This is a genomic window from Micromonospora sp. NPDC005806 (assembly GCF_042871425.1).
Lineage (GTDB): Bacteria > Actinomycetota > Actinomycetes > Mycobacteriales > Micromonosporaceae > Micromonospora.
In genome coordinates, this window is sequence record NZ_JBIAIL010000007.1 from 123,142 (window position 1) to 144,464 (window position 21,323).

Here is a 21,323-nt window from a genome sequence, read left to right on the forward strand (position 1 = left end):
GATCACGATCGTCAGTAGGTGGCACTGTGGTCCAGTTGCGCCCTCACCCGGTCATGCAGCGCCGCCAGCGACGGGCTGACCGTGACGGTGAGCGGCGTCGGATCGGCCAACCGCTGGGCCCCCTCCGGCAGCCAGGCGAGGTCGGCGTCGAACCGGCGACGCGCGGCTCGCACCGCGCCGGCGGGATCGGCGCTGTCGAGGCGCCGGCCGCCGCGCATGACCGGCACCAGCAACCGCTCGCGATCCGTCGGGGGCGGCTCGTCGCGCAACCCCACCACATCCCCCTCGGCGCCGGTGGGCGCACGGAAGACCTGCTTGGGGCCGGGCAGGGTCGCCTTGCCGGGCGACAGCTTCAGCACGGGCCGGTCGCCGTAGGCGACGAGTTTGTAGGCGCTGTCCAGCGACGGCGCGTCGTAGGAGACGCCCATCTTGGTGCCCACGCCGTACCCGTCGATCGGTGCGCCCTGGGCGACCAGCGCCGCGATGATGTCCTCGTCGAGGCTGCCGCTGGCCACGATCTTGGCCTGCCGCAGCCCGGCCTCGTCCAGGATCGCGCGGGCCTGCCGGGCCAGGGTCGCCAGGTCTCCGGAGTCGAGCCGCACGGCCACCGAACCGGTCAGCTCGAGTTCGGTGATGACGTCGACGGCGGCCCGCACTCCGGCGGGCGTGTCGTAGGTGTCGACAAGAAAGATCGGGTTCGTCGGGAAGTCGGCGGCGAACGCGCGGAAGGCCGACCGCTCGTCGGGAACGCCTCGACGTAAGAGTGGGCCATCGTCCCCGACGGGGTGAGCCCGTACCGCCGGGCGGCCTCGACGTGGCTGGTCGCGGCGAAGCCGGCGATGGCCGACGCCCGCGCCACGCCGGCCCCCGCTTCGATGCCGTGCGTGCGACGGAACGCGAAGTCGATCAGCTGCGCGTCGCTTGCGGCGAGCCGGCAGCGGGCGGCCTTGCTGGCCACCGTGGTGTGAAAGGTGATCAGGTTCAGCACCCCGGTCTCCACCAGCTGCGCCTCCGCGACGGGGGCGGTCACCTCCAGCAACGGCTCGTCGGCGAAGACCACCCGCCCCTCCGGTACGGCCCACACGTCGCCGGTGAACCGCAGCCCGGCGAGCGTGTCGAGGGTGGGCTGGTCCAGCCCGACGACGTCGCGCAGGTAGCCCAGCTCGTCGTCGTCGAACGCGAAGCTCTCCAGGAAGGCCAACACCTCGGCCAGGCCGGCCGCGACCAGGAAGCCTCGCCGGTGCGGCAGGCGGCGGACGAAGAGGCTGAACGTGGCGGGTTCGGTCATGTCGCGGCGCAGGTAGCTGGCCGCCATCCGCAGCTCGTACAGGTCCGTACGCAGTCCGGTCACGCCCGCTCCTCAGCCACGCCACCACTGTGGTCGACCGGGGAGCGGAATGTCCGGCAAATGGCGGATCCGAGCGGGCGGGGCCGGGTACCGTGACGCGCTCCGGGTGCCACCACCCGCTCAGGCGAAGCGTCGATGAAGGCCGTGGGAGCGCGCTCTCCGGCAGTGCCCAGCGAACCCCAGGCGGTGGGCCTACAGTGTGGGCATGTGGGAGTCGGTTGCCGGGCCGATGGTGAGCATGACCGCCGCCGCGATGTTGATCGCCCCGACACCGGCACCGGCGCTTCCGGTCGACGCGACACCGGTGTTGACCACGGCCCCGTTCGGCGCGCTGCCCGGGCAGCAGGTCACGCACACCGTCACGATCTCCGGTATGGCGACGTTGACCGCGGCGTCGATCACCTTCACCACCACGGCCGACCTGGACAGCGTCATCGCCCGCGCCGAACCCGGCCAGTGCACCGTGTCCGCCCGCACCGTGGTCTGCGACCTGGGTGACGTGCGGCTGGCCGCCGGCGGGGCGGCGCCCCGCGTCACGATCACCGGCCGCATCAGCCCGGACGAGCCGCGCGGCGCGCTGGTCCGCAACCGGGTCACCCTCACCGCCACCGAGCTCCCCAGCGACAACGCCCAGGTCGCCAGCAACGCGTACCTGATCCCCGGGGCGGACCCGACGATCGCGGAGCCACCGGGTCAAACCGAAGCCGCGGCGACGAGCGAACCGCCGCACCGGCGGTCAATGGCGGCCCCGGCCGTGGCGGTGCTGGTGGCTGGCGCCCTCGCGGTCGGCGTGGCGCTGCTGGCACGTCGGCGCAGAAGGCCGGGTGCCGCCTGACCGCCGCGATCCCACCGACTGTTGCGTCGAGGCGACGAGTTCCGATGTAGAACTGACGGGATCGGCGCGGGAGGCTGCGGCATGAACCACGCGAGGCGGCGGGTGACGCTGGTGGCGGCCGCTGGAGCGGCGGCCCTGACGGTGACGTCGCTGATCCTGCCGGCCGGGGCGGACCGCGCGAGGGCCGGGCCGACCGGGCCGCTTCCCCTGCCCAGCCTGTCGCTGCCCGGCTCGCCGCCGCCGGTGAAGCCGCCGTCGATCACGCTGCCTCCCGTCAAGCCCTCGTCGCTCAAGCCGCCAATCGTGACGCGCCCCTCGCCCACGCCGACCGGCTCGCACGGCGCGTCCCGCCCCAGCACCCCGTCGACCCCCGACGCGCCCCGGTCCACCGCCCCGGGCTCCCCCGGCGGCCCGACGATCAACCAGGACGCCGTCGCGACGATCATCGCCGCCGACCCGGGTGCCGACCTGTACCCGCAACCGCCGGTGGACGCCGCCGTCACCCCCCAGGCCCGGCAGGTCGCCGCACTGACCGACGTCCAGCACCGGATCCAGTACCTGCAGAACATCCTCGCCCGCACCCGCGACGACCTGGCCCGGGTGCAGCGCGAACCGGACCCGGTGCTGCAGCTGCTGACCACGCTGACGGCGGGCGGGGACCCGGCCGGCGCACCGCCCATCGCCGTGGCGGACACCGCGGACCTGGTGGACACGCCCACCGGTCGCGCCGCCGCCCTGTCCGCCGCGATCACCTCCGGCCAGGCCGAACTCGCCCGCCGGCAGCGGGACGAGACCACGATCCGGCAGGAGATCGACCGCCGGGCTCGCGCCGCGACGCTCCCGGCGCCGGCCAGCGAGGCCACCACTCGTGGCGGAGGCCGGCTGGGCCGGCCGCTGGCGGGACGGCTCACCAGCAGGTTCGGTGTCCGGTTCGACCCCTACTACCACGTCTGGCAGCTGCATCCGGGCGTGGACCTCGCCGCCCCCGCGGGCACCCCGATCGTCGCGGCGATGGACGGCCGGGTCAGCCGGGCCGGCTGGTACGGCGGCTACGGCAACTACACGTGCGTCGACCACGGCCGGGCGGAGGGTCAGCGGCTGTCCACCTGCTACGGCCACCAGTCCCGCCTGCTGGTGTCGCCCGGTCAGCGGGTCCGCGCCGGGCAGGTGATCGGCCTCGTCGGCTCCACCGGCGCCGCCACGGGTCCGCACCTGCATTTCGAGGTGCGGCTCGGCGGCCGGCCCGTGAACCCGCTGCCCTGGCTCTGACCGGCTCCTTCCATGGTCTTGAGCCGCGGAGTGCCGGCCGAGTGGAACGCGCACCTGGTCTGTGCCAACTACGGCACCGGGACCTGCCCACCGATCGGGGAGCTGTCCGCCCGGGAAGGTCGTCGCTGGTGGTCCACGGGCGCGGGCAGGGTGATGGCGAAGGTCGAGCCCGCGCCCAGCTGGCTGGTCGCGGTGATCGTCCCGCCATGGTCGGCCACGATCTGTTTGGCGATGGCCAGACCCAGGCCACTGCCGCCGTTGCGCCGGCCGCGCGCCGAGTCGGCCCGCCAGAACCGGTCGAACACGTGCGGCAGCGCATCCGACGCGATCCCCGAGCCCGTGTCGGCGACCAGGACGACCGCGCTGTCGCTGGCCTGGCTGGCGCTGAGCGTCACGCTCCCGCCGGCCGGTGTCGCGCGCAGCGCGTTGGTGATGAGGTTTCCGATCACCTGGCGCAGCCGGTCCGGGTCGGCCCGCACCTGGACCGGCTCGGCCTGAACGGTCAAGGCGACAGCGGCGGCTTCGGCGACCGCCAGATGCGCCGTGCGGCAGGTCTCCAGCAACTCGGCCAGATCGACGGCGGCGCGGTGGTACGCGAGCTTCCCCGCCTCGGCCAGCGCCAGATCCTGCAGGTCGTCGACGACGCGTTGCTGCAGCACCGCCTCCTCGTGCAGTGAGGCGAACAGTTCCGCGTCCGGCGTGATCACACCGTCCTTGAGCGCCTCGAGATAGCCACGCAGGTTCGCCAACGGGGTCCGCAACTCGTGCGCCACGTCTGCCACCAGCCGGCGCTGGCGCTCTTCCCCGCGCTGCAACGATTCAGCCATCCGGTTGAAGGAGCGGGCCAGCTCGGCGAGTTCGTCGTTGCCGATCACCGGGACGCGCCCGCCGAGGTCGCCCTGCCCAAGTCGCCGCGAGGCGGCGGTGAGCGTGCCGATCGGGCGCAGCACCCGGCGACTGAGCAGCACGGTGCCGGCGACGGCCACTGCCGCCACACCCGCCGCGGCGGCGACCAGCGGCCCCGCGGCCAGCGGGGACGCCGGGTTGTCGCGGGCACCGAGGTAGACCCGCGCCGGCACCGGCGCCACGTCGCTGATCTGGTCGGTGAAGGCTTGGGCCAGGCAGGCATCGGTGGGTTCGCCGGGATCCTGGTCGGTGCAGACGGCCACTCGGGTGAGGTCGGCCCTCCGGTCGCGGCCCTGTTCGGCCCTCGTCTGGACACACTCGGCGATCAGTGCGTCGGCATCCGGACGTTCGCCGGGGTGTGCGGCGAAGACCGGCAGCCCCAGACCGCCGGGCGCCGCGGCCACGTCGACCCCGTTGCGGGTGAGGCAGGCCGCGAACAGCACCCCGGACCGGTAACTGGCGATCGCCTTGACGGTGATGGCCGCCCGGTCGGCTGCCGGCTGCCGTGACAGGTCGAGCAGCGGCCTGGGGTTGACGAAGGAGGTGGTGTCGCCCAGCGGCCGGGCGGTACGCCCGTCCAGCTGATCCGTGTCCACGATCACCGTGCCCGACTCGGCGACCAGCTGGATCCGGTGCCCGGTCCGGGCGCGCAAGTTGCTGACGAGACCCACGACGCCTTCCCAGGTGCCGTGCCGCGCTCCGTACTCGGTGAGCCGTGCGGTGACGTCCTCGACCTGTGCGCGGTCGGCGGTGGCGGAGGCGGTGATCTGCTGCGACGCCTCGCGGAGAGTCAGCCAGGCAGTCGCGGCCGTCGCGCTGACCGCGACCAGCATGACCAGCCCGAGCACCCGGATCCGGAAACTCATGCCGACGAGCCCTCGGACGCCGTTGTCGGGTCGGCCAGCCGGTAGCCGCGGCCGAACACGGTCTGCACGTACCGCGGCTCGGCAGCATCGGCTTCGATCTTGCGGCGCAGGTTCATCACATGCGCGTCCACCGTGCGTTCCAGCACATAGCGGTCGAAGCCGAACGCCCGGTCGATGATCTGCGTCCGAGTGAACGCGCGCCCTGGCTCACCGGCGAGCACCTCGAGAATGCCGAACTCCTTCGCGGTCAGGTTGACCGGCCGTCCGGCCACCCGGACCTCGAACCGCCCCGCGTCGATCTCCAGGTCGCCCACCCGCAACACCGTCTGATTCCCCGCGCTCACGGCGCCGGCTCGGCGCAGCAGCGCCCGCACCCGTGCGGTCAGCTCCCGCGGGCTGTACGGCTTGGTGATGTAGTCGTCGGCGCCGATGTCGAGGCCCAAGAGCACGTCGTCCTCGGTGGTGCGGGCGGTCAGGAGCAGGATCGGGATCGCTGACTCGGCGCGCAGGATCCGGCACACGTCGAGACCGTCGACGACCGGCATCATCACGTCGAGGACCACCAGATCTGGCCGGCGGGTCCGGCACTGGTCCAGCGCTGCCCGACCGTCGCCCACCAGCAGCACGCTGTGCCCGTCGCGCTCAAGGTATACCCGGATGAGATTGGCCTGCTTGGGGTCGTCCTCGGCGACCAGGATCCGCGCGCTCATGACTCCCTATCCTGGGTGACGTGCCGGCGACCGGCTGGACCGGGTCCGCCGGGCAAGGCTCCGGGGGACTCGGCCGGGCGGACCCGAACCGCCTCGTGCCAGTCCGGCCGCCGGCAGGGACGAATCAAACGGTGACCGGATGAAGAACCGGTGAAGCTGAGGTGCAGAAGCCGTGCGATGGGCGCTCGCACGGCGGCCTCATCACTTCTTCGTCGGTTCTTCACACCTGTATCCATACCGTGCCGGCATGCTTGCACGAATACGAGGGCAACTCGCGGTATCACCACGCAGCACCGAGCAGCAATGGCGGGCCGCGCGCCGGCGCATCCGGGAGACCCTCGCGATCCGGCGTGCCAGCGCGGCTGCCGGGCAGCGACCGCCGGCCGGGTACCCGGTCGTTGGCGCGACCGAGCAGCGTAGCGTTCGCGCCGGTAGCGACCGTGAGGCTGCCGCATGACGGGGCGCGGGAAACGGACCGGCGCGCCAAACGGGGAGGTACTGGCATGCTCGACTCCGCGACGACCCAGGTGATTGCGCCGGTCGCGCCACCGCCGCGGAGCCGCCGTCGCGCACGGGGCGCGCGGGCGCTGATCAGCGGGCTGCTGGCCCTGCTCCTGGCCGGAACGGCGCTGGTCGCGATCGAGACGCTGGTTCGCCCGCTGCCCGCGCCGACCGTCACCCGGACGCTGGCGGCGTCGACGATCATTCCCGGCAAGGTCCCGGCTGTGCCGTGGCCAGAGTCCGGGCAGGCCGCCCTCTCGGTCGAGGGGGTGGGCTCGCTCGGCAGGTCGGGCGGAAGCAAGCCGGTGCCGATCGCGAGCGTGACCAAGGTGATGACGGCGTACGTCATCCTGACCGAGCACCCCCTGGACCGGGGCGAGCAGGGACCGAAGCTCACCGTCAGCGCGGAACAGGCCGCCGCGTACCCCGCGGAGCAGGCACGCGGCGAGTCCCTCGTGCCGGTCGTCACGGGCGCGGTCTTCACCGAGCGCCAGGCGCTGCAGGCGGTGCTGCTCCCGTCAGCCAACAACATGGCGCGGATCCTCGCCGCCTGGGACGCCGGCAGCATCGAGGCGTTCGTCGCCAAGATGAACGACACCGCCGCCGCGCTCGGCATGACCAACACCCACTACACCGATCCGTCCGGATACGATCCGGGCACCGTGAGCACCGCGGTCGACCAGGTGATCCTGGCTCGCAAGGCGATGAAGCTGCCGGCGTTCGCGGAGATCGTGGCGCAGAAGAAGGCCACCCTGCCGGTGGCCGGCACCGTGCGGAACTACAACTCCCTGGTCGGCCGCGACGGCGTCGTGGGAATCAAGACCGGGTCCACCGACGAGGCCGGCGGCTGCCTGGTCTTCGCCGCCGTCGTCAAGGTGGGTGGCCGCAAAATGACCATCGTCGGCGCGGTCCTGGGGCAGCCCGGCGCCAACACCCCGGTGCAGCTGGACCGGGTGTTCCGGGCGACCCGTCCGCTGCTCCGCGCTGCCGCCGCCGCGATCGCGGTGCACCGGGTCGTCCGGGCCGGCGATCAGGTCGCCACCGTGCGGGGGCCGCTCCGCACCGGCACAACGATCAGCGCCGCGCAGGACCTGACCGTGGTGGGCTGGCCCGGCATGCCGGTACGGCTGGACGTCGACATCCCGGCCGTACCCGCACAGCTGCCGGCCGGGGCCGAACACGGCCGGATCAGTGCGGTCGCCGGCAACGGCGCCCGCGTCGTCACCCCGCTACGCACCGGCGTACGGCTGGATCCGCCGAGCACCTGGGATCGGATCCGGCAGTACCTATGAGTGCACGAGAGTCCCGACGTCGTGGGGGCGACGTGGGAGCTGCGGTCAGCGGCGGCGCCAGGCCAGCGCGCCGATCGCGGCCGCGGTGAGGCCGGCGGCGGTGACCAGGCGGTGCCGGGACAGCCAGGCCTGGGCGCTGTGGTCGTGCGACCGGCCGGTGAAGTCGCCGCGCTCGCCGTAGTCCCGGCCGCCCGGCCCGTCGGCCGGCTCCCACAGGTTGGTGGGCCGCTGCGGGTCGGCCGGCTGGTCGGTCTGTTGGGAGTCGTAGCAGGTGCGGGCGAGGTAGCGGTCGACCAGGCCGGGCGCGATGCGGTTGCCGAGGATGGTCAAGGCGGTGGCGGCGCCCACCCAGTACTCGCGGCGGCCGGGCCGGTCGGCGGCGGCCACGATGGCCCGGGCGGCGACGACCGGCTCGTAGATCGGCGGCACCGGCTGGGCGTGCCGGGGCAGCCGGGACACCACCCAGTCGAACTGGGGGGTGTTGAGCGCGGGCAGATGCACCATGGTCACCTTCACGTTGCTGCCGTCGTGCATCAGCTCGCAGCGCAGCGACTCGGTGAACCCGACGACGGCGTGCTTGGCGCCGCAGTACGCGGCCTGCAACGGGATGCCCCGGTAGGCCAGGGCCGAGCCGACCTGCACGATCGTCCCCCGGTCGCGCGCCGTCATGTGGTGCAGCGCCACCCGGGTGCCGTGCACGTAACCGAGGTAGGTGACCTGCGTGGCCCGCCAGAACTCCTCCGGCCGGGTCTGCTGGAACGGCGCGAAGACGGAGCTGAAGGCGTTGTTGATCCACAGGTCGATCGGCCCGAGTTCGTCCTCGATCCGCTGCCCGGCGGCGACGACCTGGTCGTGTTCGGCCATGTCCACCTCGACGGGCAGGGCCTGGCTGCCGGCCGCGCGGACCTCGTCGGCGACGGCGTCGAGTCCGGTGCGGCCCCGAGCCAGCAGGGCGATGGCGATGCCACGTCGGGCGAGCAGTCGAGCGGTGGCCCGGCCGACCCCGGCGCTCGCGCCGGTGACAACGGCCACCTGTGCGTTCCGTCGGTTCCGGCCCATCTCTCCCCTCCCGAGGTCGTCTGTCCTGTCCGACGTACCCCCTATTGGGCGGGCTACTCGGGCCGGCTCGACCGGACTCCTCGGCAGATGCGGTCCTTAGGAGCCCGAGATCAGCGCCAGGCCGGTCTCCGGGTCGACCTGTTTGGCCAGCTCCGGCGCCACCTCCGAGATGATCACCTCCAGCGTCGGCCAGACCTGCCCGCGCAAAAGGTGCCCGCCGACGGTGCCACCGTCCGAGCGGCCCAGCACCGCGTGCACGTGCAGGACCGGATCGCCGTCGCGCTCGGCGACGTCACCGAGCAGCGAGAGCACCTCGACCTGCTCGGCCACCGGGATACGCCGGTAGTCGCCGGTGTCACGGTCGAACCAGCCGACCTCCGCCTCGGCGAACCCGCCCACGGCGGTCACCCGGGCGGCGCGGAACCCCTGCTCGCGCAGCGCCGCGCCGACGGCGGTGACGGCCTCCTCCCCCTTGTCGCAGACCACCACCAGCACCCGTCCGGTCTGGTGGCGCACCTCGCGCGCTCTCATCGTGGGCCTCCTCTCCCGGCCGTCCAGCGGCGTGGACGCCGGGCGGCTCGCAGGTCCAGCACGCTCCAGCCGCCGGCGATCGCGCTGTCGAGCAGCGCCACGCGCCGCTGCCGCCGGTCGACGGCCGCGAGGGCCACCGCGCTCAGCGCGTGCAGTCCGTCGGCCGCGGCACCGACGGTGAGCACGGCGGGGGTCGGCCGGCGCAGTGTCACGACCGCCTGGACCAGGTGTCGGACCCCGAGCACCCGCAGCGTCTCCACGGCGAGCCCACTCGGCTGGCCCAGCCGGCGCAGCACCCGCCCGGGTACGAGGGTCAGGGTGCCGCCCCACACCAGCCGAGCCAGTGCGCTGGTGTGCCACACGGGCACCGCCGTGGTCGCGTCCATCCGTACCCCTCGCTCTCAGCCGATCCGGTACCGGTCCGCCTCGGCGGCCCGCAGGTCCAGCCCGTTGCCGGGCCGGTCGAGCGGGACGGCGGCGGCGCCGCCGGTGGCCGGCACCGTCCCGTCGAAGAACATCGACTCGATCCGGACGTGGTCGTGGAACCACTCGACGTGCCGCAGGTTCGGGGTGGCGGCGGCCACCGCCAGGTGCTGGTGCGGCGCGCAGTGCCCGGACACCTCCAGGCCGGCGGCGGCGGCCACCGCCGCGGCCCGCAGAAACTCGGTGATCCCGCCGCAACGGGTGACGTCGATCTGGAGGCAGTCGACGTACGGGGCCATCCGGTGGAAGTAGACGAGGTCGAAGCCGTACTCACCGGCTGCCACGTCGGGCAGGACCTGGTCGCGGACCAGGCCGAGGCCGGCCAGGTCGTCGGAGCTGACCGGCTCCTCGTACCAACGGACGTCGAGGTCGGCGGCGGCCCGGATCACCCGGACGGCCTGCTTGCGCTGGTACCCGCCGTTGGCGTCCACGTACAGCTCGGCGTCGTCGCCGATGGTGCGCCGGGCGGCGGCCATCCGGGCCAGGTCGCGGGGCGCCTGGGTGCCACAGGACTCCCCGATCTTGATCTTCACACGCGGGATGCCCTGCTCGTGCACCCAGCCGGCGAGCTGGCGGTGCTGGCGGTCGGCGTCGTAGGTGGTGAAGCCGCCGCTGCCGTACACCGGGACCTGATGGCGGACGGTGCCGAGCAGCCGGGCCAGCGGCAGGCCGTGCCGGCGGGCCTTGAGGTCCCACACCGCGCAGTCGGCGGCGGAGAGCGCCAGCCCGGCCACGCCGGGTCGGCCGGCGTTGCGCAGCTGCCGGCGCATGGCCGTCCAGGCGGCCGGCACGTCGTCCGGGTCCAGGTCGGTCACCGCCGGGGCGAGCAGGTCGCTCACCGCCGGCGCGACGGCCGGGGGGCCGTAGGTCCAGCCGAGGCCGGTGTGCCCGTCGGCCTCGGCCCGGACCAGCACCATCGTGGTGGCGTCCCAGGCGAGGGTGCCGTCGCCCTCGGGGGCGTCGGTCGGCACCCGGTACGCGGCGGCGGTCAGCCGCACCTCGTCACCGCTTCCACCGGCGGGCGGCGAGCGCGGCGAGCACGGCCACCGGGGCCACCGCGGCCAGGCCGGCCAGCCCGGCGGTGGCCCAGCGGACCGCCTGCGGTGGCCGGGCCGGCCGGTGGGTCCACGCCTGCTCGGGGCGGGGCGGCACGGCCGCGCCGTGCATGCCGGCGCGGAGCAGCTCGGCCAAGTGGATCGCCTGGCGGCCGTCGGCGGCGCTGTGGGCCACCTGGGTACGGCAGCTGAAGCCGTCGGCGAGGATGACGTCGGTGTCGGCGGCGTCGCGGACGGCGGGCAGCAGCACCCGCTCGGCGCACGCCTCGGAGACCTCGTAGTGCCCCTGCTCGAAGCCGAAGTTGCCGGCCAGCCCGCAGCAGCCGGAGTCCAGGAAGTCGGCGCGTACCCCAGCGTCGGCGAGTACCGCCTGGTCGGCGGTGGTGCCAAGGATGGCGTGCTGGTGGCAGTGGGTCTGGATCAGGGCGTGCGCCGGCAGGGACGGCGGCCGCCAGCCGGGGCTGTGTTCGTGCAGCAGCTCGGCCAGCGTCACGGTCTGCTGCCGCAGCTTGGTGACGTCCTCGTCGGCGGGGAACAGCTCGTGGGCGTCGCTGCGGAACACCGCCGTGCAGCTCGGTTCCAGGCCGACCACCCGGGTGCCGGCCCGCAGGTGCGGGCGCAGCACCTCCACGGTCCGCCGCAGCACCCGCTTGGCGACGCCGAGCTGGCCGGTGGAGATCCAGCTCAACCCGCAGCACACCGGCTGCTCGGGGACGCGGACCCGCCAGCCGGCCGCCTCCAGCACCTCGACCGCGGCCTGGGGGATGCCGGGCTGGAAGTGGTTGGTGAAGGTGTCCGGCCAGAGCAGCACCTCGCCCCGCGCCCCGTCCCCGCCGGGGGTCCGGCGGGCGAACCAGCGCTGGAACGACTCCGGGGCGAAGACGGGAATGTCGCGGCGCTGCTCGATGCCGGCGGCCGCCTTGGCCACCCGGCCCAGTCCGGGGGCCTGCGCCAGCGCGTTCACCACGCCGGGCGCGAGTCCGGCCACGGCGGCCGCCACCGGCAGCCAACCCATCGAGTAGTGTGCCCGCGGGCGCAGCCGGCCCGCGTAGTGGTGGGACAGGAACTCGGCCTTGTAGGTGGCCATGTCCACGTTGACCGGGCAGTCCGCCTTGCAGCCCTTGCAGCCCAGGCAGAGGTCGAGGGCGTCGCGGACCTCGGTGGAGCGCCAGCCGTCGCCGATGGTGCCACCCCGCGCGGTCCCGTCGAGCATCTCGAAGAGCAGCCTCGCCCGGCCCCGGGTGGAGTGCTCCTCCTCCCGCGTGACCATGTACGACGGGCACATCACCCCGCCGTGCTCCTGGCGGCACTGACCGACGCCCACGCAGCGCAGCACGGCCCGGCTGAAGCTGCCGGAGTCGTCGGGGTAGCGGAACTGCGTGTCCACGTCGCCGTGGTTGAAGTCCACGCCGAGCCGCAGGTAGCTGTCCAGCGGGTAGGGCGCGACGACCTTGCCGGGGTTCATCCGGTCGTCCGGGTCGAAGACCGCCTTGAGCTGGCCGAACGCGCGGATCACCCGGGGGCCGAACATCTTAACGAGCAGTTCGGCGCGGGCCTGCCCGTCGCCGTGCTCGCCGGAGAAGGAGCCATCGTACGAGACCACCAGGTCGGCGGCACGCTCGAGGAACGAGCGGAACTGGCGGATCCCGTCCGCCGTCCTCAGCTCGAACGGGATCCGGGTGTGGACGCAACCCTGCCCGAAGTGCCCGTACAGCGACGCCTGACCGAAGCCGTACTCCTGGAAGAGGCGGTCCAGGTCCCGCAGGTAGTCGCCCAGCCGTTCTGGGGGGACCGCGGAGTCCTCCCAGCCCTCCCAGGTGTCCGGCTCGCCCGGCACGCGGGCGGTGGCGCCGAGCCCCGCCTCACGGACCGCCCACATCTGCTCCTCGTCGGCCTCGTCGTCGAACCGGTGCACGCCCGGCCCGCCGTCGCGGCACAGGGCGTCGACCAGGCGCGCGGCGGCGGCCTCCGCCTCCTCGATGGTGTCGGCGCCCAGCTGCACCATCAGCCAGCCGCCACCGTCGGGCAGCTTGTGCAGCGCCTCCGGGTGCAGGTGCTTGCGCTTCACGAAGTTGATCAGTTTGTCGTCGAGGCCCTCGAGCGCGATCGGGTGGTGCGGCAGGATCCGCGGTACCTCGTCACCCGCCGCCGCGATGTCCGGGTAGGACAGGAGCACCATCGACTTGGCGCGCACCACCGGCAGCAGCTTCAGCCGGGCCCGCAGCACGGTGACCAGGGTGCCCTCGGAGCCCACGAGGGCCTGCGCGACGTGGAAGCTCTGCTCCGGCAGCAGGCTGTCGAGGTTGTAGCCGGACACCCGGCGGGGGATGCGCGGGTACCGGGTGCGGATCTCGGTCAGGTACTCGTCCCGCAGCGTGCGCAGCTGGCGGTAGATCTCGGCCTGGCGGCCGCCCCGACGTTGGATCTCGGCGTACTGCGCGTCGGTGGTCTCCCCCACCCACATCCGGGTGCCGTCATAGAGCAGCACCTCCAACTCGACGACGTTGTCGGCCGTCTTGCCGCTGTGCTGCGCGGACGAGCCGCACGAGTTGTTGCCGATCATCCCGCCGATGGTGCAGTGGCTGTGGGTGGAGGGGCGCGGACCGAACTCCAGCCGGTCCGGCGCCAGCAACTCGTTCAGCGTGTCGAGCACGATGCCCGGCTCGACCAGGCAGGTCCGCGCCCGGCGGTCGACCTCCAGCAGCCGGTTGCAGTACTTCGACCAGTCGATGGTCACCGCCACGTTGGTGACCTGGCCGCCCAGGCTGGTGCCGCCGCCGCGGGAGAGCACGGGCACGCCGTGCCGCCGGCAGGTGGCGACGGCGGCCACGGCCGCCTCGACCGTGCGGGGCACCACCAGGCCGAGCGGCACCTGCCGGTAGTTGGAACCGCCGGTGGCGTACGCCGCCCGCGACCCGGCGTCGAACCGGACCTCCCCGTCGACCTCGGCGCGCAGGTCGGCGGCGACGGCGGCCAGATCGACGTCGTGGGCCGGTGCGGGCGCTCGCAGGACGGGGTCGGGCAGGGGCTCGACGCCGGCGCTCGGTGCCCTCCTGGCAGCCGTGCCGCTGATCCGGCGGCTCATGACCGCAGCTCGTTGATCTTGTCGCGGGCGACGGTGGCGAGGGTGGCCATCTTGTTGGGCTGGCCGCGCAGGAACGCCTCGGTGAAATGTTTCGCCTGGTCGTACTTGACCTTGCCGGGCATCGGCGGCTCGTTGGGGTTGACGTCGCAGTCGACCAGGGCCGGGCCCGGGTGGGCCAGCGCCTCGCGGATCGCCCCGGGCAGCGCCCTGGGGTCGCTGACCTTCGCGCCGTGCCCGCCGCAGGCGCGCGCCCAGGCGGCGAAGTCCGCCTCCGGCTGCCGGTGCCGCACCGCGTACTCGGGATAGCCGAGGACGATCTGCTCCCAGAGGATCTGCCCGAACGAGTTGTTGTTGTTGACCACGACCTTGATCGGCAGCTCGTGCCGGACGGCGGTGAGGAACTCAGCCATCAGCATGGCGAACCCGCCGTCCCCGACGAACGCGATCACCTGCCGCCCCGGGTAGGCGTGCTGCATGGCGACCGCGTACGGCAGGCCCGGCGCCATGGTGGCCAGGTTGCCGGACAGGTAGAACTCCCGCCCGCCGCGGATGGTCCAGTGCCGGGCCGCCCAGGTGGCGATGGTGCCGGAGTCGCAGGTGAGGATCGCGTCGGAGCTCGCCGCCTCGTCGACGCAGCTCATCAGGTACTGCGGCGCGATCGGGTTCCGGGACGGGTCCTGCAGGGCGATCATGTCGGACCGCCAGGCGTCCCGCTCGCGCTGGTACTTCGTCAGGAAGGACCGGTCGCCGCCCTGGAGCAGGGGCAGGAGCTGCCGCAACGCGACCTTCGCGTCGGCGGTGACCGCGGCGTGCACCGGCAGCCGCATGCCGATCAGGCTGGCGTCGATGTCGATCTGCACCACCCGGGCCTGCCCCGGCGACGGCAGGTACTTCCCGTACGGGAAGGAGGTGCCCACCATCAGCAGGGTGTCGCACTCCTCCATCAGCTCCTCGCTCGGCCGGGTGCCGAGCAGGCCGAGCCCGCCGGTGGTGAGTGGGTGGTCGTCGGGGACCACCATCTTGGCGGGCAGCGTCTTGACGATCGGGCTGCCCAGCTTCTCCGCCACGGCGATGACCTCGTCGCGGGCGTGCCGGGCGCCGACGCCGACCAGCATGGCGATCTTCCGGCCGGCGTTGAGCACCTCGGCGGCCCGCGCCAGGTCGGCCTGCTCCGCCGGCACGGCCGGCTGCGACACCACCGGGCTGCTCATCGGTGGCTCCCCCGGGCTGACGTGCCGGTACGGGTCCTCCCCCGCCGCGGCGACCTGCACGTCGTTCGGGAAGGTCAGGTGCGCGACGCTGCGCCGGGCCAGGGCGTGCCGGATGGCGATGTCGAGCACCCCCGGCACCTGCTGAGGGTTGGTGACCATCACGTTGTAGGCCTCGGCCACGTCCTGGTACAGCAGCTCGGTGTGCACCTCCTGCTGGTAGTGCGCGCCGACCACGGAGGTCTCCTGCATGCCGGTGATGGCCAGCACCGGCACGTGGTCGAGCTTGGCGTCGTACAGGCCGTTGAGCAGGTGGATGGCCCCGGGACCGGAGGTGGCGGCGCAGACGCCGATCCGCCCGGTGGCCTTGGCGTACCCGGTGGCCATGAAGGCGGCCGCCTCCTCGTGGTGCACCAGGACGAAGTTCAGCTTCTCCCGCTGCCGGCGGAAGCCCTCCATCAGGCCGTTGATGCCGTCGCCGGGCAGTCCGAAGACGGTGTCGACGCCCCATTCCACCAGTCGCCGGGCCAGGGTCTCGCCCACGATCTCCTGCACGTCACGCCTCCCGATCTGGAGTTCCGCGTCCTCGACCCCGCTGGTGCCGCAACGTGCGTCGACGGCGGGTGCACGGGCCGGCCACCCGTGGCAGGCCCGTGCGGGCAACGGCGGGAGCGGACGGTCGCCGCCCGTCCCGGACGCCCGCCGGCGCGTCCCGGTGGTTTGGCAGCTACCCGTGCCGTTTGCCGGCAAACATCACGATCCAGCGGGATTTCCGGCAGCAGACGACGGCGCACCGGTGCCACTACCTCGGTCGGCCCGGTCGCGCGGTGCCCGCTCACCAGGGCGGGGTCGGATCCGGGTGGCGCGGCCCATCCGAAGCGGCTACGGCCGGGCGTAGTGCGACAGCGTCGTGACCCGGTGCAGAGCGCCCAGCCCGGTGTCGCAGCAGTGCCCCGGTGCCAACCGCCGGGTCAGGCCCGGCGGCGGGAGCGGGCCAGGAGGAAGCCGGCGACCAGGCCCGCCGCCACCGTGGCGAGGGTGCGGGCGGTGAGCGCCGCCCGGAGCCGGGCGAGTCCCTGACGGGGGTCGACGACCGTTCCAGCGGCCGCGCCGGCCGCGCCGACCACCACGTCACTCAGCCGATCCGCCTTCATCGCCCGCCACCTTCCGTCCGCTCGACCCCGCGCCGGTACCCGCCACGGCCGGACGCAAACGCCCCCGAGCTGGCGGCCGGTGCGGCCGGGGTCGATCACCGGCCGCACCGGCGGCGAGTGGGCACGCCGGTGGAAGGCGGCTCAGAGGCTCTGGTCGAGGTGGTCGTTCCAGACGGCCGCCGCCTGCTCGTGCGACTCGACCCCGGCGAAGAAGGCCTCGGCCACGGCCCGCTGGTCCAGCTCCGCGACGTCGGCGACCTCGATGAACTTGGGCCGGTACACGGCGAAGCCGGCCGGGCTCTGCCGCGGACGGTACGGGACGGCGAGGGTCAGCGACCGGCCACCGGCATGGTCGACGGCCTCGACGATCAGGGCGTCGGTCCGACCCGTGTCCAGGTGAAGGTAGCCGTCGACCACCAGCACGGCCCGGTCCGCGCCGTGCTGGTTGCTCCGCAGCGCGTGCTGGCCGGCTCGCGCGCCGTCGGCGAGGTCGTCGGCGACGAAGCGTTCCATGCCCCGGCTGCCGTCGGGCTGCTCGTAACCGAGCAGCGGCGTCAGCGTCTCGCCGTCGGAGACGCACCAGATGCCGTGCGCGGCGACGAACCCGGCCAGTTGAGCGGTCTCATGCATGGCAGCGAGGATGCCAGCTCCGGGGTGTCGACGCTGCCCCGCCGGGGGTCGGGCCGCCAGGATGTGCCCGGCGGCCCGGCCGGCGGGTCAGTGCATGCCGACGGGCACCGGCAGCTGCTCGCCCTGCTGGTCGTCGGGCAGCTGCGACGGCTCACTCCGGCGGGGCAGGAACGCCGCCGGGATAAACGTGAGCAGCACCAGCGCGAAGCCCACCCAGAAGGTGGTGCCGAACGAGTGGGCCGCGAAGTCCAGCCCCCGCTCGATCAGCGACGGCGGCACCGGGAACTGCTGGGTGAGCTCCGGGCGCTGCTGCGTGGCGATGGCCAGGTACGCCTCGGTGACCGGCTTGCCGCTCGGGTCCGTCACTCCCGGGATGGGCTGTGAGCCGTTCAGCTCGCTGGTGAGGATCACCGACATCATGGCGGCGCCGACCGAACCGCCGATCTGCTGGAGGATGTTGACCAGCGTGGAACCCCGGGCCACCTCCTGGGCGTGCAGAGTCTTCAGCGCCGACGTCATGATCGGCATCATCGTGGCGCCCATCCCCAGGCCCATCACGAACAGCGAACCGCAGAGCAGCCAGTACGAGGTGTGCGGGTCGACCTGGGTGAAGCCGAAGAAACCGGCGGCGATGAACACCAGCGCGAACGGCACCGTCCGACCGATCGGCACCCGGTCGGCGAGCATGCCGGCGACCGGCATGGTGAGCATGGCGCCGATGCCCTGCGGCGCCATCAGCAGGCCGGCGGTCAGCGTCGACTCACCGCGGATCTGCAGGAAGTAGCTCGGGAACAGCAGACCGGCGCCCATGAACGCGATGATGAACACGAACAGGGTGACCGAGGCGATGGTCAGGCGGCGGTTGGCGAACAGCCGCAGGTCCACCAGCGGGTGCTTGGGCTTGAACGAGTAGAGCACGAAGCCCACCACCAGCGCGGCGCCGACCAGCATGGGCAGCCACACCTTGGTCTCGGCGATCGTGCCGGCCTCGGGCAGCGACGAGACGCCGTAGAGGAACAGGGCCAGGCCCGGCGAGAGCATCAGCATCCCGAGGAAGTCGAACGACTCCGACGGCTCGGGATTGTCCTTCGGCAGGGCCAGCATCGTGTAGACGAGCGCGATGGCGCCGATCGGCAGGTTGATCAGGAAGATCCAGTGCCAGCTGGCCGTGTCGATCAGCCAGCCGCCGAGGATCGGGCCGCCGATCGGGCCGAGCAGCATCGGGATGCCGAGCACGGCCATCAGCCGGCCGATCCGGTGCGGGCCGGCGGCCCGGGTCATGATCGTCATGCCGAGCGGCATGAGCATGCCACCGCCGAGCCCCTGCAGGACCCGGTAGGCGATCAACTCGGTGATGCTGTCCGCGGTGGCGCACAGCGCGGACCCAATGGTGAACAGGGCCAACGCGGCCATGTAGAGCCGTTTGGTGCCGAACCGGTCCGCGGCCCACCCGGTGAGGGGAATCACCGTCGCCAGGGCGAGGGTGTAGCCGGTCATCGTCCACGCCACCCGGGCGTACGAGGCGCCGAACTCCGTCTGGAACGTCGGCAGCGCGACGCTGACGACCGTCACGTCGAGGATCGACATGATCGCGCCGAGAACGACGACGCCCGCCACCTTGAGCACCGCGGCGTCGAGCTTGTCTGATGTCGCGACAGGTTGCTGGGTCACAAAAAGTCTCCTGAACTTCGATCCGGCTGGGGTGGTGGCGGCACCGCCAAGGCGCGGGTGGTGGACGCACGCTGAGTGACGCCCGCAGGAAGACTAGTCACTGCCCCCGACAGTCGGCCTGGGGATTACCGGACTCGGTGCCTGCGTGGGAGGGGTTCAGGCCGTTGCGCGGTAGTCGCGCGGGCTGACTCCGCGCAGCCGTTTGAAGGCGGCGCTGAGCGCGAACGGGCTGCCGTAGCCGACCCGGCGCGCCACCGTCGTGAGGGTCAGGTCGGTGTCCCGCAGCAGGTCAGCGGCGACCGCGAGACGCCAGCCGGTGACGAAGGCCATCGGCGGCTCACCGACCAGCGCCGTGAAGCGGCGGGCGAAGGCGGCCCGGGAGACGCCGGTGGCGGCGGCGAGTCCCGCCACCGTCCAGGAGTGGGCGGGATCACCCTGGATCAACCGCACCGCGACGCCCACCACCGGGTCGGCGTACGCGCGGTACCAACCGGGCGGCTCCGCGCCGGGACCGGCGAACCAGGTGCGCAGCACCGCGATGACGAGCAGGTCGAGCAGGCGGTCCAGCACCACCTCCTGCCCGGGCTCCGGCCGGTGCAGCTCCGCCGCGAGCAGGGCGACGACCGGCAGCTCGGCGTCGGCGGCGGCGAGCACCAGCAGGGGCGGCAGGGCCGCGAGCAGGCCGGCGCCCACCGCACCGCTGCTGTCGTACGTGCCGGTGAGCAGGGCCGCTGCGGCGTCCGGCCGGGTGCCCCAGGTCCGCAGCCCGAGGGTCATGGAGTCGGTGAGGTCCTGCCCGCCGAGGGTGGTGCAGCGCTGGCCCGGGTGGATCACCACCTGCGGCGGCGTGTCCGGGTGGTCGGCCATGGTGTACGGGTCGGGCCCGCGCAGCACAGCGACGTCCCCGGGGTGCAGCGGCACCGGCTCGCCGGCGTCGGGCACCACCCACGCGGTGCCGCGGACCACCGTGGTGACGCTCAGCGGGGCGGCGTCGCAGACGCGGATCGACCAGGGCGGGTCCATCACGGTACGCAGCAGGAAGGCGTCGCGGGCCCGCAGTCCCCGGAGCACGTCGGCGAGGACGTCCATCCGGTGAGCCTAGACGCACGCGTATGGTCCGGGGCGTCCTGACCATGGCCCGCCCGGGCGGTCCCGCGCTGGAATGGGCACATGATCGAAATGAACGGCCGGGGCGGTGCCCGGTGAACGCACTGCGCACGGTCAGCCTGCTGCTGGCGACGGTGACCACGGGTCTGATGGCGGGGCTGTTCGCCGGCTTCGCGTACGCGGTGCTGCCGGGACTGTCCCGGGTCGACGACAGCTCCTTCGTGACCAGCATGCGCGCCATCAACGCGGCCATCCTGAACGGCTGGTTCGCGCTCTGCTTCGGCGGCGCCCTGGTCTGCACAATGGCGGCCGTACTGCTGCACCTGCCCGCCGACCGACGCGCGCCGCTGCCCTGGCTGGTCGCCGCCCTGGTGCTCTACGGCCTGGTGCTCGCGGTGACGGCCGCGGTGAACGTGCCGCTCAACGACCGTCTCGCGGCCGGCGCCAAGCTGGCGGACCCGGGCGAGCTGCGGGCGATGTTCGAAGGCACCTGGGTGCGCTGGAACGTGGTGCGGGCCGTGCTGAACACCGCGGCGCTCGGCTGCCTCGGCTGGGCCCTGCTGATCGCCCGGTCCGTCGCCGGCTGACCGAGGGGCAGCGGGTGTCCACCGAGCTGGCTCATTCTTCCGTCATGCCGAGGGGTTCGCGGAGCAGATCCTCACCGTCGACCGCCGCCCACGGAGCTCGCCCGGCTCGGCGGGCGGCGGGGACGCGGGGGGCGACGCTGCTCGTAGCGCCGCTTACCGACCAGGTGCGGGCGGACCCGCCCGGCCGGTGCCGGTACGACGGGCGGCCGGCGGATGGCGAGAGGTCGGGGTAGGACGGTCAGGATCAGGACGAGGAGGACGGTGGCGACGATGGCGTCGAGCCAGTAGTGGTTGCCGGTGGTGACGACCACCAGCAGGGTGACGAGCGGGTGGGCCAGCCACAGCCACCGCAGCCGCCCGGAGGTGACCACGATGAGCGCGACGGCGACGGCCAGCGCCCAACCGACGTGCAGGGACGGCATCGCGGCATACTGGTTGCTCAGCGTGTCGACCTCGGGTGATCCGTAGACGGCGGGGCCGTACCGGCTGCCGGTGTCCACCAGGCCGGTCAGCCCGGTCATCCGCGGCGGGGCGAGCGGGACGAGGACGTGCAGGGCCAACGCCGCGGCGGTGAGCGCGGCGAGTGCCCGGCGGATCCAGCGGTAGTGCACCGGGTGGCGCACGTACAGCCACACCAGGCAGATGGCCGTGGCGGGGAAGTGCACCCAGGCGTAGTAGCAGTTGGCCAGCCGGACCAGCAGGTCGTGGGCGAGCAGCGGCTGCTGGAAGGCGGCTTCGCTGGGCAGGTGGAGCAGGCGCTCCAGCCGCCACACCCGCTCCCCGTCGGCCAGCGCGGTGGACGCCCGGCCGGCCGCGACGACCCTACCCGCCTTGTACGCCAGGAACAGCGCGGCGACGAGCGCGAGCTCGCGCGCCGCCCGGCGTACCGCCCCGGCCGGCCGCTGGTTGGCGGCTGCCCGGGGGGACGCGGCCTCCGTCGTGTCCACAGGTCCTCGATTCGGTCACGGCCGGCGGGCACCGGCCCGCGCGGGCAGGGCCAGGGCCGCCGCCGGTGACGGCGACGGC

General features: G+C 73.3%; 17 protein-coding genes and 1 pseudogene. 4 read left to right on the top strand and 14 right to left on the bottom strand.

Annotated features, from left to right (window positions below; translation table 11 throughout):
- Positions 1–11: 11 nt before the first annotated feature.
- Positions 12–1,351, bottom strand: a pseudogene (locus tag ACFYOS_RS10670) (nicotinate phosphoribosyltransferase).
- A gap of 202 nt (positions 1,352–1,553) precedes the next feature.
- Between ACFYOS_RS10670 and ACFYOS_RS10675 the strand changes: the two are divergent.
- Together ACFYOS_RS10675 and ACFYOS_RS10680 are read left to right on the top strand one after the other, a co-directional pair.
- Positions 1,554–2,183 carry a hypothetical protein gene (locus ACFYOS_RS10675; RefSeq protein ID WP_387138262.1) on the top strand — a complete coding sequence of 210 codons (630 nt, stop codon included), beginning with the start codon at positions 1,554–1,556 and terminating at the stop codon, positions 2,181–2,183.
- 81 nt (positions 2,184–2,264) lie between these two features.
- Positions 2,265–3,452: a peptidoglycan DD-metalloendopeptidase family protein gene (locus ACFYOS_RS10680; RefSeq protein ID WP_387138265.1), complete on the top strand. Its 1,188-nt coding sequence runs from the start codon at positions 2,265–2,267 to the stop codon at positions 3,450–3,452.
- A gap of 68 nt (positions 3,453–3,520) precedes the next feature.
- On the opposite strand, the gene ACFYOS_RS10685 is transcribed toward ACFYOS_RS10680, so the two are convergent.
- Positions 3,521–5,224 carry a sensor histidine kinase gene (locus tag ACFYOS_RS10685; RefSeq protein WP_387138268.1) on the bottom strand — a complete coding sequence of 568 codons (1,704 nt, stop codon included), beginning with the start codon at positions 5,222–5,224 and terminating at the stop codon, positions 3,521–3,523.
- Positions 5,221–5,934 carry a response regulator transcription factor gene (locus ACFYOS_RS10690; protein WP_387138271.1) on the bottom strand — a complete coding sequence of 238 codons (714 nt, stop codon included), beginning with the start codon at positions 5,932–5,934 and terminating at the stop codon, positions 5,221–5,223. The genes ACFYOS_RS10685 and ACFYOS_RS10690 overlap by 4 nt, the downstream gene beginning before the upstream one ends.
- 503 nt (positions 5,935–6,437) lie before the next feature.
- Between ACFYOS_RS10690 and ACFYOS_RS10695 the strand changes: the two genes are divergently transcribed.
- Positions 6,438–7,727: a D-alanyl-D-alanine carboxypeptidase family protein gene (locus ACFYOS_RS10695; RefSeq protein WP_387138274.1), complete on the top strand. Its 1,290-nt coding sequence runs from the start codon at positions 6,438–6,440 to the stop codon at positions 7,725–7,727.
- Between the two features lie 45 nt (positions 7,728–7,772).
- On the opposite strand, the gene ACFYOS_RS10700 is transcribed toward ACFYOS_RS10695, so the two are convergent.
- The 10 genes from ACFYOS_RS10700 to ACFYOS_RS10745 form a co-directional block, all read right to left on the bottom strand.
- Positions 7,773–8,786: an SDR family oxidoreductase gene (locus tag ACFYOS_RS10700; RefSeq protein WP_387138277.1), complete on the bottom strand. Its 1,014-nt coding sequence runs from the start codon at positions 8,784–8,786 to the stop codon at positions 7,773–7,775.
- A 96-nt stretch (positions 8,787–8,882) separates the two neighbouring features.
- The gene (locus tag ACFYOS_RS10705) at positions 8,883–9,317 is read right to left on the bottom strand and encodes a PPC domain-containing DNA-binding protein (protein WP_387138280.1); all 435 of its coding nucleotides are present in this window, start codon (positions 9,315–9,317) and stop codon (positions 8,883–8,885) included.
- Positions 9,314–9,703, bottom strand: coding sequence for a hypothetical protein (locus ACFYOS_RS10710; RefSeq protein WP_387138283.1), 390 nt, complete (start codon positions 9,701–9,703; stop codon positions 9,314–9,316). The genes ACFYOS_RS10705 and ACFYOS_RS10710 overlap by 4 nt, the downstream gene beginning before the upstream one ends.
- A 15-nt stretch (positions 9,704–9,718) precedes the next feature.
- Positions 9,719–10,798, bottom strand: coding sequence for an enolase C-terminal domain-like protein (locus ACFYOS_RS10715; RefSeq protein ID WP_387138286.1), 1,080 nt, complete (start codon positions 10,796–10,798; stop codon positions 9,719–9,721).
- A 4-nt stretch (positions 10,799–10,802) separates the two neighbouring features.
- Positions 10,803–13,940 (bottom strand): FAD-binding and (Fe-S)-binding domain-containing protein, encoded by a 3,138-nt coding sequence (locus ACFYOS_RS10720; RefSeq protein WP_387138288.1) that lies wholly within the window; start codon positions 13,938–13,940, stop codon positions 10,803–10,805.
- Positions 13,937–15,703, bottom strand: a complete 1,767-nt coding sequence (locus ACFYOS_RS10725) for a thiamine pyrophosphate-dependent enzyme (protein WP_387138291.1) — start codon at positions 15,701–15,703, stop codon at positions 13,937–13,939. Before ACFYOS_RS10725 ends, ACFYOS_RS10720 begins: the two co-directional genes overlap by 4 nt.
- A 416-nt stretch (positions 15,704–16,119) precedes the next feature.
- Positions 16,120–16,302: a hypothetical protein gene (locus ACFYOS_RS10730; protein ID WP_387138294.1), complete on the bottom strand. Its 183-nt coding sequence runs from the start codon at positions 16,300–16,302 to the stop codon at positions 16,120–16,122.
- Between the two features lie 141 nt (positions 16,303–16,443).
- The gene (locus ACFYOS_RS10735) at positions 16,444–16,932 is read right to left on the bottom strand and encodes a hypothetical protein (protein ID WP_387138297.1); all 489 of its coding nucleotides are present in this window, start codon (positions 16,930–16,932) and stop codon (positions 16,444–16,446) included.
- Positions 16,933–17,019: 87 nt separating this feature from the next.
- Positions 17,020–18,603 carry a DHA2 family efflux MFS transporter permease subunit gene (locus tag ACFYOS_RS10740; protein ID WP_387138298.1) on the bottom strand — a complete coding sequence of 528 codons (1,584 nt, stop codon included), beginning with the start codon at positions 18,601–18,603 and terminating at the stop codon, positions 17,020–17,022.
- 156 nt (positions 18,604–18,759) lie between these two features.
- Positions 18,760–19,692, bottom strand: coding sequence for an AraC family transcriptional regulator (locus ACFYOS_RS10745; RefSeq protein WP_387138300.1), 933 nt, complete (start codon positions 19,690–19,692; stop codon positions 18,760–18,762).
- A 113-nt stretch (positions 19,693–19,805) separates the two neighbouring features.
- Here ACFYOS_RS10745 and ACFYOS_RS10750 point away from each other — a divergent pair, with 113 nt between their 5' ends.
- Positions 19,806–20,297 carry a DUF1772 domain-containing protein gene (locus ACFYOS_RS10750; protein WP_387138303.1) on the top strand — a complete coding sequence of 164 codons (492 nt, stop codon included), beginning with the start codon at positions 19,806–19,808 and terminating at the stop codon, positions 20,295–20,297.
- 71 nt (positions 20,298–20,368) lie between these two features.
- On the opposite strand, the gene ACFYOS_RS10755 is transcribed toward ACFYOS_RS10750, so the two are convergent.
- A complete protein-coding gene (locus ACFYOS_RS10755; protein ID WP_387138305.1) occupies positions 20,369–21,244 on the bottom strand; it encodes a phosphatase PAP2 family protein in 876 nt (291 codons plus the stop codon).
- Between the last annotated feature and the right edge of the window lie 79 nt (positions 21,245–21,323).

What these genes read in the sequence shown, in the direction of transcription:
- ACFYOS_RS10675 (WP_387138262.1), top strand. Translation starts at nt 1,554, where the DNA reads ATGTGGGAGTCGGTTGCCGGGCCGATGGTGAGCATGACCGCCGCCGCG.
- ACFYOS_RS10680 (WP_387138265.1), top strand. Translation starts at nt 2,265, where the DNA reads ATGAACCACGCGAGGCGGCGGGTGACGCTGGTGGCGGCCGCTGGAGCG.
- ACFYOS_RS10685 (WP_387138268.1), bottom strand. Translation starts at nt 5,224, where the DNA reads ATGAGTTTCCGGATCCGGGTGCTCGGGCTGGTCATGCTGGTCGCGGTC.
- ACFYOS_RS10690 (WP_387138271.1), bottom strand. Translation starts at nt 5,934, where the DNA reads ATGAGCGCGCGGATCCTGGTCGCCGAGGACGACCCCAAGCAGGCCAAT.
- ACFYOS_RS10695 (WP_387138274.1), top strand. Translation starts at nt 6,438, where the DNA reads ATGCTCGACTCCGCGACGACCCAGGTGATTGCGCCGGTCGCGCCACCG.
- ACFYOS_RS10700 (WP_387138277.1), bottom strand. Translation starts at nt 8,786, where the DNA reads ATGGGCCGGAACCGACGGAACGCACAGGTGGCCGTTGTCACCGGCGCG.
- ACFYOS_RS10705 (WP_387138280.1), bottom strand. Translation starts at nt 9,317, where the DNA reads ATGAGAGCGCGCGAGGTGCGCCACCAGACCGGACGGGTGCTGGTGGTG.
- ACFYOS_RS10710 (WP_387138283.1), bottom strand. Translation starts at nt 9,703, where the DNA reads ATGGACGCGACCACGGCGGTGCCCGTGTGGCACACCAGCGCACTGGCT.
- ACFYOS_RS10720 (WP_387138288.1), bottom strand. Translation starts at nt 13,940, where the DNA reads ATGAGCCGCCGGATCAGCGGCACGGCTGCCAGGAGGGCACCGAGCGCC.
- ACFYOS_RS10730 (WP_387138294.1), bottom strand. Translation starts at nt 16,302, where the DNA reads ATGAAGGCGGATCGGCTGAGTGACGTGGTGGTCGGCGCGGCCGGCGCG.
- ACFYOS_RS10735 (WP_387138297.1), bottom strand. Translation starts at nt 16,932, where the DNA reads ATGCATGAGACCGCTCAACTGGCCGGGTTCGTCGCCGCGCACGGCATC.
- ACFYOS_RS10745 (WP_387138300.1), bottom strand. Translation starts at nt 19,692, where the DNA reads ATGGACGTCCTCGCCGACGTGCTCCGGGGACTGCGGGCCCGCGACGCC.